Source organism: Shewanella sp. MTB7, from assembly GCF_027571385.1.
Taxonomy (GTDB): Bacteria; Pseudomonadota; Gammaproteobacteria; order Enterobacterales; family Shewanellaceae; genus Shewanella.
The window spans coordinates 22,190-36,352 of sequence record NZ_CP085636.1 but is presented as its reverse complement, the minus strand read 5'-3'; the positions used below and the strand labels follow the sequence as shown (position 1 = coordinate 36,352).

Annotated in this window: 11 protein-coding genes; 10 read left to right on the top strand and 1 reads right to left on the bottom strand. The window is 42.9% G+C overall.

Translation table 11 applies throughout. The features are described 5' to 3' along the window. Window positions 1-95 precede the first annotated feature (95 nt). The 5 genes from HWQ47_RS00145 (at window position 96) to HWQ47_RS00125 (ending at window position 5,502) form a co-directional block, all read left to right on the top strand. Window positions 96-584, top strand: a complete 489-nt coding sequence (locus HWQ47_RS00145; RefSeq protein WP_269969203.1) for a GNAT family N-acetyltransferase — start codon at window positions 96-98, stop codon at window positions 582-584. A gap of 22 nt (window positions 585-606) precedes the next feature. Continuing rightward, window positions 607-1,074, top strand: coding sequence for a Cys-tRNA(Pro) deacylase (gene ybaK / locus HWQ47_RS00140; protein ID WP_269969202.1), 468 nt, complete (start codon window positions 607-609; stop codon window positions 1,072-1,074). 157 nt (window positions 1,075-1,231) lie between these two features. Beyond that, the gene (tusA, locus tag HWQ47_RS00135; RefSeq protein WP_269969201.1) at window positions 1,232-1,477 is read left to right on the top strand and encodes a sulfurtransferase TusA; all 246 of its coding nucleotides are present in this window, start codon (window positions 1,232-1,234) and stop codon (window positions 1,475-1,477) included. A gap of 51 nt (window positions 1,478-1,528) precedes the next feature. Then, window positions 1,529-1,975, top strand: coding sequence for an MOSC domain-containing protein (locus HWQ47_RS00130; protein WP_269971881.1), 447 nt, complete (start codon window positions 1,529-1,531; stop codon window positions 1,973-1,975). A 302-nt stretch (window positions 1,976-2,277) separates the two neighbouring features. Further along, entirely contained in the window at window positions 2,278-5,502 is a 3,225-nt protein-coding gene (locus tag HWQ47_RS00125; protein WP_269969200.1) for an amidohydrolase family protein, read from the top strand. A gap of 339 nt (window positions 5,503-5,841) precedes the next feature. Here HWQ47_RS00125 and HWQ47_RS00120 read toward each other — a convergent pair whose 3' ends face one another. Next, window positions 5,842-6,435, bottom strand: coding sequence for a DNA-3-methyladenine glycosylase I (locus tag HWQ47_RS00120; RefSeq protein ID WP_269969199.1), 594 nt, complete (start codon window positions 6,433-6,435; stop codon window positions 5,842-5,844). Window positions 6,436-6,597: 162 nt separating this feature from the next. Between HWQ47_RS00120 and glyQ the strand changes: the two genes are divergently transcribed. From glyQ to HWQ47_RS00095, 5 genes are all read left to right on the top strand, one after another. Continuing rightward, the gene (glyQ, locus tag HWQ47_RS00115) at window positions 6,598-7,503 is read left to right on the top strand and encodes a glycine--tRNA ligase subunit alpha (RefSeq protein ID WP_269969198.1); all 906 of its coding nucleotides are present in this window, start codon (window positions 6,598-6,600) and stop codon (window positions 7,501-7,503) included. 11 nt (window positions 7,504-7,514) lie between these two features. Continuing rightward, complete coding sequence (gene glyS, locus HWQ47_RS00110) at window positions 7,515-9,584, top strand: glycine--tRNA ligase subunit beta (RefSeq protein WP_269969197.1); 2,070 nt, start codon at window positions 7,515-7,517, stop codon at window positions 9,582-9,584. Window positions 9,585-10,007: 423 nt separating this feature from the next. Next, entirely contained in the window at window positions 10,008-10,682 is a 675-nt protein-coding gene (locus HWQ47_RS00105; RefSeq protein WP_269969196.1) for a response regulator transcription factor, read from the top strand. Between the two features lie 124 nt (window positions 10,683-10,806). Continuing rightward, window positions 10,807-11,955, top strand: coding sequence for a sensor histidine kinase (locus HWQ47_RS00100; RefSeq protein ID WP_269969195.1), 1,149 nt, complete (start codon window positions 10,807-10,809; stop codon window positions 11,953-11,955). A gap of 5 nt (window positions 11,956-11,960) precedes the next feature. Continuing rightward, on the top strand, window positions 11,961-14,156 hold the full coding sequence (locus tag HWQ47_RS00095; protein ID WP_269969194.1) for a molybdopterin-dependent oxidoreductase: 2,196 nt from the start codon (window positions 11,961-11,963) through the stop codon (window positions 14,154-14,156). Window positions 14,157-14,163 lie beyond the last annotated feature (7 nt).

Genomic DNA, 14,163 nt, shown 5'->3' with positions numbered 1-14,163 from the left:
CAGATACTTAATGCAATTGGTATAATGCCTATTCACACTTGACCCAGGGCAAGCAAACGGTCAAAACTGGTTCACAATCTAAGGACATTTTTTAAATGGAACTGATGTTAATCGCAAATAGACCCGAAGCTATTCCACAAATTGCTAAATGGTATAGCGATGAATGGGGGTATATTGCAGACGACGATAGCCGCTCGACGCTGACGTTAGAGACAAAGCTCGAAGACTACCTAAATCTAAACACGTTACCCTTGATACTCTTAGCGACAAATAAGGATAACAGTGGAGATACACAAGTCATCGCAGCAGCACAGTTGCGCTTTCAGGAGATGAGCACTTACCCGGAAAGCTCGCATTGGCTAGGCGGTGTATATGTTGACCGTAACTACAGAGGAAATGCTGTCGCTCAGAAACTGATCTCAGGTATTTTGCAGTTAGCCAAACAGCACGGTGTCAAAGAGTTATACCTACAAACCGAAGATCACACAGGCGGTCTCTACAAGAGGATGGGGTGGAAGAACATTGAGCGAGTCAATTACCACAATGTTGATGTACTAGTAATGAAGTTAACGTTGACTGAATAGATTATCTTCCAAGGACCAAATTATGACCCCGGCGATTAATGCGTTAAAAAAAGCTAAGCTAGCATACCAAATTCATGAGTATCACCACGAAGCCAATGCTGGCGCCTATGGGATAGAAGCAGCTACTAAATTGAATTTAGATACAGCTTTGGTATTTAAAACCTTAGTCGTCAAGCTAGACAATGAGAAACTGGTAGTCGCCATAATCCCCGTGGCAGAGATGCTAAATATGAAACACTTGGCCAAAGCCGCTGGTGTTAAAAAAGCCGCCATGGCATCGGCTCAAGAAGTGAAGCGTTCTACGGGATATGTACTTGGTGGTGTCAGCCCTCTAGGACAGAAGCGCCCTTTAGTCACTTATATTGATATCTCTGCCCAGACACTCGAACAGATGTATGTCAGTGGTGGTAAGCGTGGCTTAGATATAGAACTGGCTCCAGCCAGCCTGCAACAACTAACCAAAGCGCATTTTGTAGCACTTACAGCATAAGCAGAGTAATCTGCAGAATGTTCCACGTGGAACACTGAGAAGCGCGAATCCAAGAGCTCTATATTCACAAAGTACCCCGCCGAACTTGGCATCGTTTTACACCTAGCGTAATATTAGTCACTTGGAAAAAACCGATTAGGGCAATTAGGTTAAACACATGAGCGATCCATTTTCACAAGCACAACACCAACTTGACGCACTTGGACTCAGATGTCCGGAACCGGTAATGATGGTTCGTAAATCTGTACGTAAGATGGCTCAAGGTGAAACCTTACTTATTATTGCCGATGATCCAGCAACGACCCGTGATATTCCCAGTTTCTGCGAATTTATGGATCATAAGCTTATCGCCAGCCAAACAGCAACAACGCCATACCAATACTTGATCCAAAAAGGTTTATAGGCGAGCCTAAGCTTTCTGACTCAATAGAACATGAAAGTAATAGGAGAGATGATGCCAACACTGTCAGCAATAGGCTTTAAGCCAATGAGACAAGGTCCAATGACGCTGGTCGATACTGCTCAGGTAACTAAATCTTCAGGCGTAGAGCAAGACTTCTTTGGTCGGCCAGGTAAACGGCAAGTCACAGTGATGTCGCAAGATCAGTGGGACATCGTTTGTGCAGAGATCAATATCCAACTCCCCTGGACTATTAGGCGCGCTAACTTACTTATTGAAGATTATACTTTTTCAACTGCAGACCTAGGTAAGCGGTTAAAAATTGGCGACTTAGAATTACTGATAACTGGTGAGACAGATCCTTGTAAAAAAATGGAGATAGCACAAGCTGGTTTGGAGAAAGCGCTCACTCCAGATTGGCGAGGTGGAGTCACTTGTCGTGTCTTGAATGATGCGCAAATCACTCAAGGTGATGTAGTTACCATTTCAGAAACACCCTGAGCAGTGCTAACCTCAACTCGTTAATAAGGCGTCAGTCACCTCAATAACAGAGTCAAACCAATTCTTTGTTACTGAGTCTTTCATCATCATGAAAGACTTCTCTCGCCAACACTTTCGTTAACAAAATTGCTACACGGTTTTTGTTTTACTCCTTCCTTAAATATGCGATAAATAACACCAATATTTTACAGAAACATCATTATCGACAACAAGCTAAACCAAGCAGTAACTCATAACAATAACTAAAAAATGCCGTTCCGCGGCCAACATAGAGATGCATAGCAGATCTATTAAGGGACCCAATGCTAAAAAATAGATTAACTCCACTGTGTGCTGCAATAGCACTTAGCTTTAGTTCACCCTCATTTGCCGAAGAGGCTTCTGCTGAAAAGGTAGCAAAGTGGCAAGTCAATGCCCCCGCCAATGCACCATTAGAAAAAGTAGATATCAATGTCACCGAAGGCACATGGATGAATGTCAGTGTCAGCCCGGATGGGGAACATATCGTATTCGACATGTTAGGTGACATCTATCAAATTCCGATTGAAGGTGGCGAAGCTAAAGTGCTAGCAAAGGGTATCGCTTGGCAGATGCAACCCGTATATAGCCCTAACGGTAAGTATATCGCCTTCACCTCAGATGAGGATGGCGGTGACAATATCTGGATAATGGAAGCCGATGGCAGCAATCCAAGAGCGGTAACCGAAGAGGCATTCAGACTATTGAACAGTCCAGCTTGGAGCCCTGACTCACAATACTTAGTTGCCCGTAAGCACTACACCAGTTCTCGCAGTCTAGGTGCTGGCGAAGTCTGGATGTACCATGTTGCTGGCGGTGAAGGAGTCAAGCTTACCGAACGCCCAAATGAACAAAAAGATCTTGGTGAACCGGCCTACTCTCCCGATGGCCGCTATATCTACTTCAGCCAAGACGCGACTCCGGGTAAAACGTTCCATTACTCGAAAGACTCAGTCAAAGGCATCTACAAGATAAAACGCTATGACACTCAAACAGGTGATATAGAAGTGCTCATCGAAGGCACTGGTGGTGCTATTCGACCTACGCCAAGTCCTGATGGAACTAAACTCGCTTATATTAAACGTGATGGTTTCCAGTCATCCCTATATCTATTAGATCTAAAGTCAGGTAAAACCGACAAGCTCTACGGTAAGCTAGACAGAGACATGCAAGAGACCTGGGCTATCCATGGTGTCTACCCAAGCATGAGCTGGACCAGTGATAATGAAGAGATCGTCTTCTGGGCCGGCGGTAAAATTAATAAGCTTGATGTCGAGTCAAAGTCAGTCGAACAGATCCCCTTCTCAATCAAGACTCAACTGGATGTCCAACCATCAGTTCGCTTCACGCAGAACTTAGATGAAGACACCTTTGACGTGAAGATGCTACGTATGGCCCAAGTATCACCAGATGGCAAGAAGGTCGTCTATGAAGCGCTTGGCAAGCTATGGGTAAAATCCCTCACTGATGGAAAGTCAGATGGTAAGCATACTCGACTAACTAAGCTCGATGCTGAACTAAGAGAACTATTTCCTCAATGGTCTCGCGACGGTAAAAGTATCGTATTCACTACTTGGGATGATGAAGATCAAGGCAGCGTGCGCGTTGCTAACGTCAGAAACAAAAGAGTTAACACCCTGACTAAAGAACCAGGAAAGTATGTAGAACCCACCTTCTCACCTGACGGTTCATTTGTGGTTTATCGCAAAGCTAAAGGCGGAAATATCACCCCAAGAATCTGGTCACAGGAAACTGGACTCTATCGAGTAGATATCAAAGGTAAGCAGAATACTAAGATCACTTCAGATGGTTACCAGCCTCAATTTGGTGCTGAATCGGATCGGGTCTATTTTATGGATCACGGTGAAACCCCAGAGCTAGCATCTATTAATCTGGATGGTTTTCAAAAACGGGTTCACTATACTAGTAAGCATGCTACCGAATTCCGCATCTCTTCCGACGGCAAACATCTAGCCTTTGCTGAGCGATTTAAAGTTTGGGTTACCCCTTTTGCTAAACATGGTGAAACCATAGAAATAGGGCCAAAAGCCAACAACCTTCCAGTTACTCAGCTCAGCGTTCGCGCTGGTGAAAGCATCAGCTGGAACAATGCTAGCGATCAACTTTACTGGACCCTAGGCCCTGAACTCTATCAAGTCGATGTGGACACTGCGTATTCTGTTAAGAAATCGGATGCTACAGATAGTGAAATAGATAAAGCCAGTGAGCCTAAAGTCACTGACCTTGGCTTTACACAAAAAGCCGATGTTCCACGTGGAACCATTGCTTTTGTAGGTGGCAATATCATCACAATGGAAGATGATAAGGTAATTGAAAATGGTGTAGTAATAGTTAAAGACAACCATATTATTACCGTAGGAGATGCCAGCACAGAGATACCAAGTGGCGCGCAAGTGATCGATATTACTGGTAAGAGTTTAATGCCTGGATTATTCGATGCTCATGCCCATGGATCTCAAGGTGAAAATGAGATCATCCCACAACAAAACTGGGAACTCTACGCCAACCTCGCCCTAGGCGTAACAGCAATTCATGATCCATCTAACGATACTACCGAGATTTTTGCCGCTGCGGAACAACAAAAAGCAGGCAATATTGCAGGTCCTCGTATCTTTTCTACCGGAACCATTCTCTACGGCGCAAATGCACCAGGTTACACATCACACATAGATTCACTTGAGGACGCTAAATTCCATCTGGAGCGTCTAAAGAAAGTCGGCGCCTTCAGTGTTAAGAGTTACAACCAACCTCGTCGTGATCAAAGGCAGCAAGTGATAGCTGCCGCTCGAGAGCTGGAGATGATGGTTGTGCCTGAAGGTGGTAGCTTATTGCAACATAACCTCACGATGATCGCAGATGGACATACGGGTATTGAACATTCGCTACCCGCAGCTGCTATCTACAAGGATATAAAACAGTTCTGGAGTCAGACTGAAGTCGGTTATACCCCAACTCTAGTCGTCGCCTATGGCGGTATATCTGGTGAAAACTATTGGTATGACAAAACTGATGTTTGGGCTCATCCAAGACTGTCTAAATACGTACCAGGTGATCTGCTACAAGCACGTTCAATGCGTCGTCCAACAGCGCCGGATGAACATTACAACCATTTCAATGTTGCCCGAGTTGCCAACGAGATGAACGATTTAGGCATTAAACCAAATATCGGTGCTCATGGTCAGCGTGAAGGTTTAGCCGCTCATTGGGAGATGTGGATGTTTGCCCAAGGTGGCATGAGTAATCTTGAAGTTCTCAAAACGGCCACGATCAATCCAGCTAAGCACTTTGCCATGGATCATCAGCTTGGCTCAATCAAGCCAGGAAAACTTGCTGACCTTATCGTTATTGATGGCAATCCACTTGATGATATCCGCGTAACAGATCGGGTCACTTATACCATGGTCAATGGAAAGTTATACAATTCTGAGACGATGGATCAACTCAATGGTGACAAAGAAAAGCGAAAACCATTCTTTTTTGAACTTTAGTATCGATTTTTAACTTTAAAATCTGGCTAACTTTATTGGCAAATTTTAATTGTAGGAAAATTATTTTTTAAGTGAAAAAGCTAAAAATAATTTGAAATCAGCTCCGCTGTTAAAAATATTTATGTGAAAACAAAAGGAGTGTTCCACGTGGAACACTCCTTTATTATTTTCGGGTTCTAGGCTTGAGTACTAGCAGGTTCTAGGTTCTAGCATCAAACTACCAAGCCTCCTTTCCTTTCAAATTTTTACCTTTTCTGTGAGTGAGCTTTCGAGCGTTCCGTAATCCGTCAGCGAAGTGTTCGTCCATACTTTTGATCTTCCTAGGTCCTAGAACCTTTCTTAGTTTTCCATAGGGACTTCTAAATCATAACAAAAACAATCTGTTGTATGATCATTCACCATGCCCACCGCTTGCATAAAGGCATAACAGATCGTAGGGCCAACAAAGTTAAAACCAAGTTTTTTCAGCGCCTTAGACATAGCTTCCGACTCTGGAGTCTGAGTCGGAACCTCTGACATCGAACCAAATGTATTTACCATCGGTTTTCCACCAACAAAATCCCACAGGAACTGTGAAAAGTCAGCACTACATTCACCCTTGGTATCAGAAAAGTTGGCCATATAGCCACGGGCGTTTTTGATGATCGAGTTTACTTTTAATCGATTACGCACTATGCCTTTATCCTGTAGTAACGCCTCCACCTTAGTATCATCAAACTTAGCAATAATCGCCGGGTCAAAATTAGCAAAAGCAGCTTCATAATTTTTCTGCTTTTTGAGGATGGTGATCCAAGATAAGCCAGCCTGCTGACCATCGAGACAAAGCTTGGCAAATAACTCCTGGCTATCGTAAACCGGTCGTCCCCAGACCTTATCGTGGTATTGCTGATAGATGTCATCATCACCAACCCAGCTACAACGTTGCATTTCCATAGTAAAAAATTCCTAAATTACTTGATGAGATAAAAAATAACCTACATAAGCCCATGACGACAAGGTATAATTAAACACATTTTTTCAATTTCCAAGCTAACTCTGCATGTTCAAATAGCATAAAGAGAGGTTGGTATCATCCTGACGGCGTATAGAGTAGACATGACGACGAAACATGACGTAAAGACATTCCAAGGGTTCATTTTTACCCTGCAGGAATACTGGGCGCAACAAGGTTGCGCAATCGTTCAACCTCTAGACATGGAAGTTGGTGCAGGTACTTTCCACCCACAAACTTTCTTACGTTCATTAGGTCCTGAGCCAATGAGCAGTGCTTATGTACAACCATGTCGCCGACCTACTGATGGCCGTTATGGTGAGAATCCTAACCGTCTACAGCACTATTATCAATTTCAGGTCGTCTTAAAGCCATCTCCTGACAATATTCAAGAGCTCTACCTTGGCTCTCTTGAGGCTCTTGGCGTCGACATGAATGTACATGATGTTCGTTTCGTTGAAGACAACTGGGAATCACCGACTCTGGGCGCTTGGGGTCTAGGTTGGGAAATCTGGCTCAATGGCATGGAGGTGTCACAATTTACCTATTTCCAACAGGTTGGCGGACTAGAATGTACACCGGTTACCGGCGAGATCACTTACGGTCTTGAGCGTCTGGCGATGTACATTCAGGAAGTTGATAGCGTTTACGATCTTGTGTGGACTGATGGTCCTATGGGCAAAATCATGTATGGTGATATATTTCACCAAAATGAAGTTGAGCAATCAACCTATAACTTCGAACATGCCGATGTGGATGTACAGTTTAAGCTGTTTGATGATTGCGAAATTGCCTGTCAGCGTTTATTGAACCTCGAAAAACCACTGCCATTACCTGCTTATGAGCAAGTAATGAAAGCTTCTCATGCCTTTAACTTGCTAGATGCACGTCATGCCATCTCAGTGACCGAGCGCCAGCGTTATATTCTACGCGTTCGAACTATGGCCAAAGGCGTTGCTGAATCCTATTATCAAGCCCGTGAAGCTCTTGGCTTCCCAATGTGTAAGTAGAGGTACATAGAATGAATTTTGAAAACTTACTCATTGAAGTCGGTACAGAGGAGCTACCTCCAAAAGCTCTGCGTAAACTTGCTGAGTCTTTTGTTAGTAACTTTACCGACGAGCTCAATAAAGCAGAAATAAGCTTTGAATCTGCCGTCTGGCATGCAGCTCCACGCCGTCTAGCTTTTACAATAAACCAATTGGTTTTGGCACAAGCAGACAAGGTCGTAGAAAAACGTGGTCCAGCGGTTGCGCAGGCATTCGACGCTGAAGGTAACCCAACTAAGGCCGCGATGGGCTGGGCACGTGGCAACGGTATTACCGTTGAGCAAGCAGAACGCTTAAAAACGGACAAAGGTGAATGGTTACTGCATCAAGCCAAAATTGTCGGTGTAGAAACAAAAGGCCTAATCAGTGATATGGCGCAACGTGCACTAGATAAATTGCCGATCTCTAAGCCAATGCGCTGGGGTAGCAACAAGACACAATTTATCCGTCCTGTTCATACTGTGACAATGCTACTGGGTAGCGAATTAGTTGAAGGTGAGTTGCTGGGCATAAAGTCTGCCCGTGTTATCCGTGGACATAGATTCATGGGTAAAAAGAGTTTTGAGCTAGATCATGCCGATAATTACCTTTCAGCACTGAAAGAACAAGGTATGGTACTTGCTGATTATGAAGTACGTAAAGCAATCATTAAAGCGGATGCTGAAGCTGCGGCAGCCAAAATTGGTGGCGTTGCTGACCTAGAAGATGCATTGCTTGAAGAGGTCACCTCGCTTGTCGAATGGCCAGTTGTGTTAACGGCTAACTTCGAAGAGAAGTTCCTCGATGTGCCAGCAGAAGCCTTGGTTTACACCATGAAAGGCGATCAGAAATACTTCCCTGTATTCGATAAAGCCGGCAAATTGTTACCTCACTTTATTTTCGTGACTAACATCGAATCAAAAGATCCTCAGGTGATCATATCGGGTAACGAGAAAGTGGTTCGTCCACGTCTTGCCGATGCAGAGTTTTTCTTTGAAAACGACAAGAAAGAGTCACTGGAATCACGGCTTACCAGTCTTGAAACCGTGGTATTCCAGAAGCAACTTGGCACGATTAAACAACGTGTAGAGCGCATTTCTGAGATAGCTGGCTATATTGCCACCAGAATAGGGGCCAATGCAGAAGAGGCTTCTCGCGCAGGTCTTCTTTCTAAGTCAGACTTAATGACCAACATGGTTATGGAGTTCACCGATCTACAAGGCACCATGGGCATGCATTACGCTCGCCTAAACGGTGAAACTGAAGCCGTTGCCATTGCACTAGAAGAGCAATATAAGCCTAAGTTCTCTGGCGATACAGTGCCAACAGCATCTATCTCAATTTGTGTGGCTTTGGCTGAGAAATTAGATACTTTAGTGGGAATCTTCGGTATCGGACAAGCTCCAAAAGGCGCTGCGGATCCATTTGCACTACGTCGTGCCGCTATCGGCGTCTTGCGTATCTGTCTTGAAAATAATTTGCCGCTGGATCTTGTTGACCTTATCGCTAAGGCTCAGGCACTTCATGGTAGCAACTTAACTAATGATAAAACTGCTGAACAGGTACTCGAGTTCTTCATGGCTCGTTTCCGTGCTTGGTATCAGGATCAAGGCATTAGTGTCGATGTAATTTTAGCTGTGCTAGCGCGCAATCCAACTTCACCGGCAGATTTTGATAGCCGTATCAAAGCGGTCGCACACTTCATAACCCTTGAACAAGCTGCAGCACTGGCAGCGGCTAACAAGCGTGTATCTAATATTCTAGCAAAAGTTGAAGGCGAGTTAGCAACTGACATCAATGCTGAACTACTTGTTGAAAATGCAGAGAAAGCATTAGCTGCCAAACTTAATGAACTGCAGCCACAACTGGCACCACTATTTGCTGCAGCCAATTACCAAGAAGCCCTTGCACTACTGGCAGGACTGCGTGAGAGCGTCGATACCTTCTTCGAAGATGTGATGGTAATGGCCGATGACGAAGCATTGAAGAACAACCGTTTAGCGCTACTTTCTAGCCTACGCGAGCAGTTCTTACATGTAGCAGATATCTCGTTACTTCAGTAAAGAAGTGACGAGAACCTAGGGGCTAGTTCCTGGGAGAAACATCAAGCCTCAGAGTAATCTGAGGCTTTTTTATACAGGGATGTATACATATAGACGTTGCACATGGCGGGAAATCTTCCTACATCTCGGTGCATTCCTATCATGCCCCCCAACCGCTCTTTACTCTAGGTAACAATCTTTCTCCATCCAAAATACTAGGTCTATAAAAACCCCTTCTAGACCACCTCTTTAGCTTACATACAAATCCAATCAATATAAGACAATGTCAATTAATAGTCATAACTTAAAAAATATGTGACCAATATCGAGAATTTAATATTTAACAATCCTTCATGTTCCAGCCTTAACCATAACTTTACCATTGTAGTGATATATATGTTAATTAGGATTACCAATAACTTATCATAATATAATGAGCAAATAATGATCGTATTGTTAATTGAAGATGATCTTGATTTAACTCACACACTAGTCGATTATTTTGAACTAATGGGTATCCAGTGTGACCACGCTAACAACGGTCAGTCTGGCTATCAATTAGCTAAAGATAATATTTATAAAACTATTATATTAGACATTAACATTCCCAGAATGGATGGATATTCGGTATGTAAGCGTCTAAGAAGTGAGGGAGTCGATACTCCTATAATTATGCTAACTTCAAAAGCCAGTATAAATGATAAACTTCTTGGATTCGACTCAGGAACAGATGATTACTTAGTAAAACCATTCGCCATGGAGGAGCTATTAGCTAGAGTTAATGTTCTTAGTAAAAGACGAAGTGGTCAAAGTCAGATGATCTGCATTAAGAATCTAATCATTAATAAAACACTAAAAAAAGTCATAGTAGATGATAATGAAATTAGCATGCCACCAATAGAATACAAAATCCTTGAATGCATTTCTCTATTTTCAAATCAGTTAGTCAGCAAGCAATATATAGCATCTTATATCTGGAATGATGACATCCCTAAAACAGATGCACTTAAAGTTCACATTTATAATCTGAGAAAAATATTATTTAACAGTAAATGCTTACCACAAATAAAAACAATAAAAGGTTACGGAATATTCTTGCGGGTAGAAGATGAAAATTAGGAATAGCTTTAAACTCTACTTAATATTAGTAGCCATATTATCAGTTTCAGCATTAACACTCTTTAGCTCTTCACTCAGTGTACATTACTTCCTTATTGGTATGGATACCGAGTTAAGAAACACCATGACGCTGGCATCTGATATCCCTGACGTGAGTGATGACCACCCCATCCAGCATCTTGGGTTTTATGTTGCTAGCCGCTGGATGGATCTCCCTCAAAGTATAACCAATCAGTTTGATGCCCCCCCTTCAAATGAGTATGTACTAAAAAAACAATTAGTTAGATCATCTATATTAGCTCAACCACAATCAGGTGTTTATGTATTGTATTTGACTAATTCACAGGGACAAAGACGATTTGTTGCTAAGTACTTTCCCAGTTTTCAACCAGAACGTCTTTGCCAACAGGACCATCTTAATGCTGATCAATTTATGTCTATAGGCCTTGCAATACTACTGATGTTTTTGGCATCCATTGCAATGTTACTGAGCATATTGATTAAACCCATCGAACAACTAAAGCAATGGGCAACCGCTCTATCTTCGGAAACATCGACACAAAGTAGAATTAAATTTAGGTTTCAAGAACTAGACAATTTAGCTCAGATAATTGAATCAAATATCAATACAGCAAAAGAAAGTATAAAAAATGAAAAAGAATTCCTTGATTTTACCAACCATGAAATGCGTACACCATTAACAGTAATCCGAAATAATATCGAACTACTAAAGTTCTGGGATAGATTGAGTTCAGAAAAACGAAAAGATGTTATTAATCGGCTCGAACGTGGCGCATGGAATTTAACTAATCTAACTGAAACCATGTTGTGGTTAAACTGTTCAAAATTAGAGAACCTGAATAGAGAAGTCATTAACCTTTCATTATTATTAAAAGAGGTAATAGAAGACAACCGATACCTACTCCATGGGAAATCAGTCAGTCTTGAATTAAACCTTGATGACTTTGAATGTTTAACTTACCCAGTTGCATTGAAGATAGTATTAAGCAACTTAGTTAGAAACGCCTTTCAACATACTCAAGAAGGTAAAGTGATTGTCTCCCAAAATAGGAACTCAGTCACAATAGAGAACTCTAATATAAATCAAGAGAACTGTATTAATTCAACAGGATTCGGTTTGGGGCTCAAGCTAATAAATAAAATAATTGATTTTACTCAATGGGAGTTAGTGGACATAGAAAATGAAACAAGTAGAAAAAGCATTCTAAGCATATCAAATAGTTTATACATCCCTTCAATACATGAGATTTAAGTAATATGGATAGACGAATTTTTTTAAAAAATGTAGGTATTGCCGGTGCCGCCGCCGGTCTGAGTGGTTTAGTTCCCGGTATTGTTAATGCGAAAAACTACGGGGCTCGTAATGACTTATTAATAAAACGTCAGGGTAAGGTTGTTTATCATAGCTGCTTACGTAACTGTGCGGACCGTTGCTTGCTTAAGTTCTATGTTCAAAATGGCCGTATGACCTATGTTGAGGGTGCCGCAGAACAGCCCAAGACAGGTAGCTGTCCCTGTGTTAAAGGCTTGACCTACGTACAATACACCTACTCACCAGATCGAATCCTCCACCCAATGGAACGAGTAGGTGTTAAAGGTAGTGGACAATGGCGGCGTATTAGCTGGGATGAGGCATACAGCAAAATTGCCACTCGCTTCAAAAAAATCATTGCTGAAGACGGCGCCAACGCCATCTTGCCATATAGTTACTCAGGTAACTATGGTGCCATCGGTATGTATGCGGCATCAGAAAGATTCTGGAACAAGGTAAATGCACGGGAACTTGATCGTTATGTATGTGCTTACTCAGGTACTTATGGCGTGTTCTCAGCTCTAGGTACGTCTGATGGGCCAGATCCAGAAGATAGTATTTATTCCGACCTTTATATTTCCCACGGCTGGAATGAAGCAGCGACCAATGTTCACGTCCTCAAGTATATCAATAAGGCGCGTGATAATAACTGTAAAGTCATTGTGATCAACCCTATCCGTACGCCATTGGCTTCGCAAGCTGACTTACACATTCAGTTAAAGCCTGGCACTGACGTGCATTTCATTGCTGCCGCAATGAAATGCATGGTGGATAATAATTTACATGATATGGACTTTATTAATCGCCACACGGTTGATTTTGATGCCGTGGTTGAACAACTTAAGACTGTTTCTATTGAGAAATCACTCCAGATTTGTCAAGTAAGCGAAGAAGACTTACTAAAGTTCATCGAACTGTATAGCACAGCTAAATTGGCACATTGGCGCCTAGGTTACGGCATAGTGCGTAACTACACTGGCGGACGAATTGCCCGTGCAGCTTGCTTATTACATGCTGTCGGTGGCCACTATGCAAAAATTGGTAATGGCTTAACCTATGACAATATGCAGGCTTGGGGCGGTGGTAACCACGATAAGATCCGCGCCAAACATCTGCGTACAGATCACGATGTGGAACACACTAACATTACGGAACTGGCCAAAGCTTTAGATCCTGTCAACCCCACCTCTTATGGTAAGCCGAGCCAATTAGTCAAAGCTATGCTGTTTTACAATGGCAACCCTGCAGCAATGGCGCCCGAAGCACAGAAAGTACTGGAGTATATGCAGCGAGACGACCTGTTTGTGGTCGGCTTTGACTTCAATATGCATGACAGTATGGACATGTGTGACATCATTTTGCCGTCATCAACCCAGTTTGAAACCTCCGACATCATAGGATCATATGGCTTCTATGATGTACAGGTTTGTGAACAGGTGATCGAACCGTTAGGCGAATCTAAGCCGAACTTAACCTTCTTCAGCGGCTTAGCAAAAGCGATGGGCTATACAGATCCTGAATTTGATGCAACCAGTGACGAATTAATCCGTCAGTTCTTAGAGACCGATAGTCCCTTCTTCGAAGGCATCACCTACGATCGCCTGATGAAAGATAAATTTGTCAAAGTTGTCGACCAACGTCCTTACTTTGGTTCAGCCAAATATAACACCACAAGCGGCAAGCTTGAATTTAAGTCGCAGTATATGGTGGATAAGGGTTTCCATCCGGTACTCGATCTGGGCTTAGTTGAAGATTGGATGGGTGAAAAAGAGCGCAAACTGCCATTCCGTATGGTGAGCCCTGCGTTAATTCAACGCATGAACTGTGAGTTCTATAACGTCAAGTATATCCGCAACTTCCCAGCTTATACCGTCACTATCCACCCTGAAGACGCCAAAGAACAAGGGATAGCTGATAACGATCAAGTGCGTGTTTATAACCATCGTGGTGAAGTCTTCCTCACGGCTGTACTCAGCTCACAAGTGAGTCGCGGTGTGGTGCTAACCGTCAAGAATAATCTGCGTCGGTTTAATCCTAATGGCAGCAAAACATGTACCAACATCATCACCACAGATCGCCTTGCCGATCTCGGTGGTTGCTCTGCGTATCACTCCACTAACGTGGCCATTGAGAAGGCGTAAGGACAGC

What these genes read in the sequence shown, in the direction of transcription:
- HWQ47_RS00130 (WP_269971881.1), top strand. Translation starts at nt 1,529, where the DNA reads ATGCCAACACTGTCAGCAATAGGCTTTAAGCCAATGAGACAAGGTCCA.
- glyQ (WP_269969198.1), top strand. Translation starts at nt 6,598, where the DNA reads ATGACGACGAAACATGACGTAAAGACATTCCAAGGGTTCATTTTTACC.
- glyS (WP_269969197.1), top strand. Translation starts at nt 7,515, where the DNA reads ATGAATTTTGAAAACTTACTCATTGAAGTCGGTACAGAGGAGCTACCT.
- HWQ47_RS00095 (WP_269969194.1), top strand. Translation starts at nt 11,961, where the DNA reads ATGGATAGACGAATTTTTTTAAAAAATGTAGGTATTGCCGGTGCCGCC.
- HWQ47_RS00125 (WP_269969200.1), top strand. Translation starts at nt 2,278, where the DNA reads ATGCTAAAAAATAGATTAACTCCACTGTGTGCTGCAATAGCACTTAGC.
- ybaK (WP_269969202.1), top strand. Translation starts at nt 607, where the DNA reads ATGACCCCGGCGATTAATGCGTTAAAAAAAGCTAAGCTAGCATACCAA.
- HWQ47_RS00105 (WP_269969196.1), top strand. Translation starts at nt 10,008, where the DNA reads ATGATCGTATTGTTAATTGAAGATGATCTTGATTTAACTCACACACTA.
- HWQ47_RS00100 (WP_269969195.1), top strand. Translation starts at nt 10,807, where the DNA reads ATGACGCTGGCATCTGATATCCCTGACGTGAGTGATGACCACCCCATC.
- HWQ47_RS00145 (WP_269969203.1), top strand. Translation starts at nt 96, where the DNA reads ATGGAACTGATGTTAATCGCAAATAGACCCGAAGCTATTCCACAAATT.
- HWQ47_RS00120 (WP_269969199.1), bottom strand. Translation starts at nt 6,435, where the DNA reads ATGGAAATGCAACGTTGTAGCTGGGTTGGTGATGATGACATCTATCAG.
- tusA (WP_269969201.1), top strand. Translation starts at nt 1,232, where the DNA reads ATGAGCGATCCATTTTCACAAGCACAACACCAACTTGACGCACTTGGA.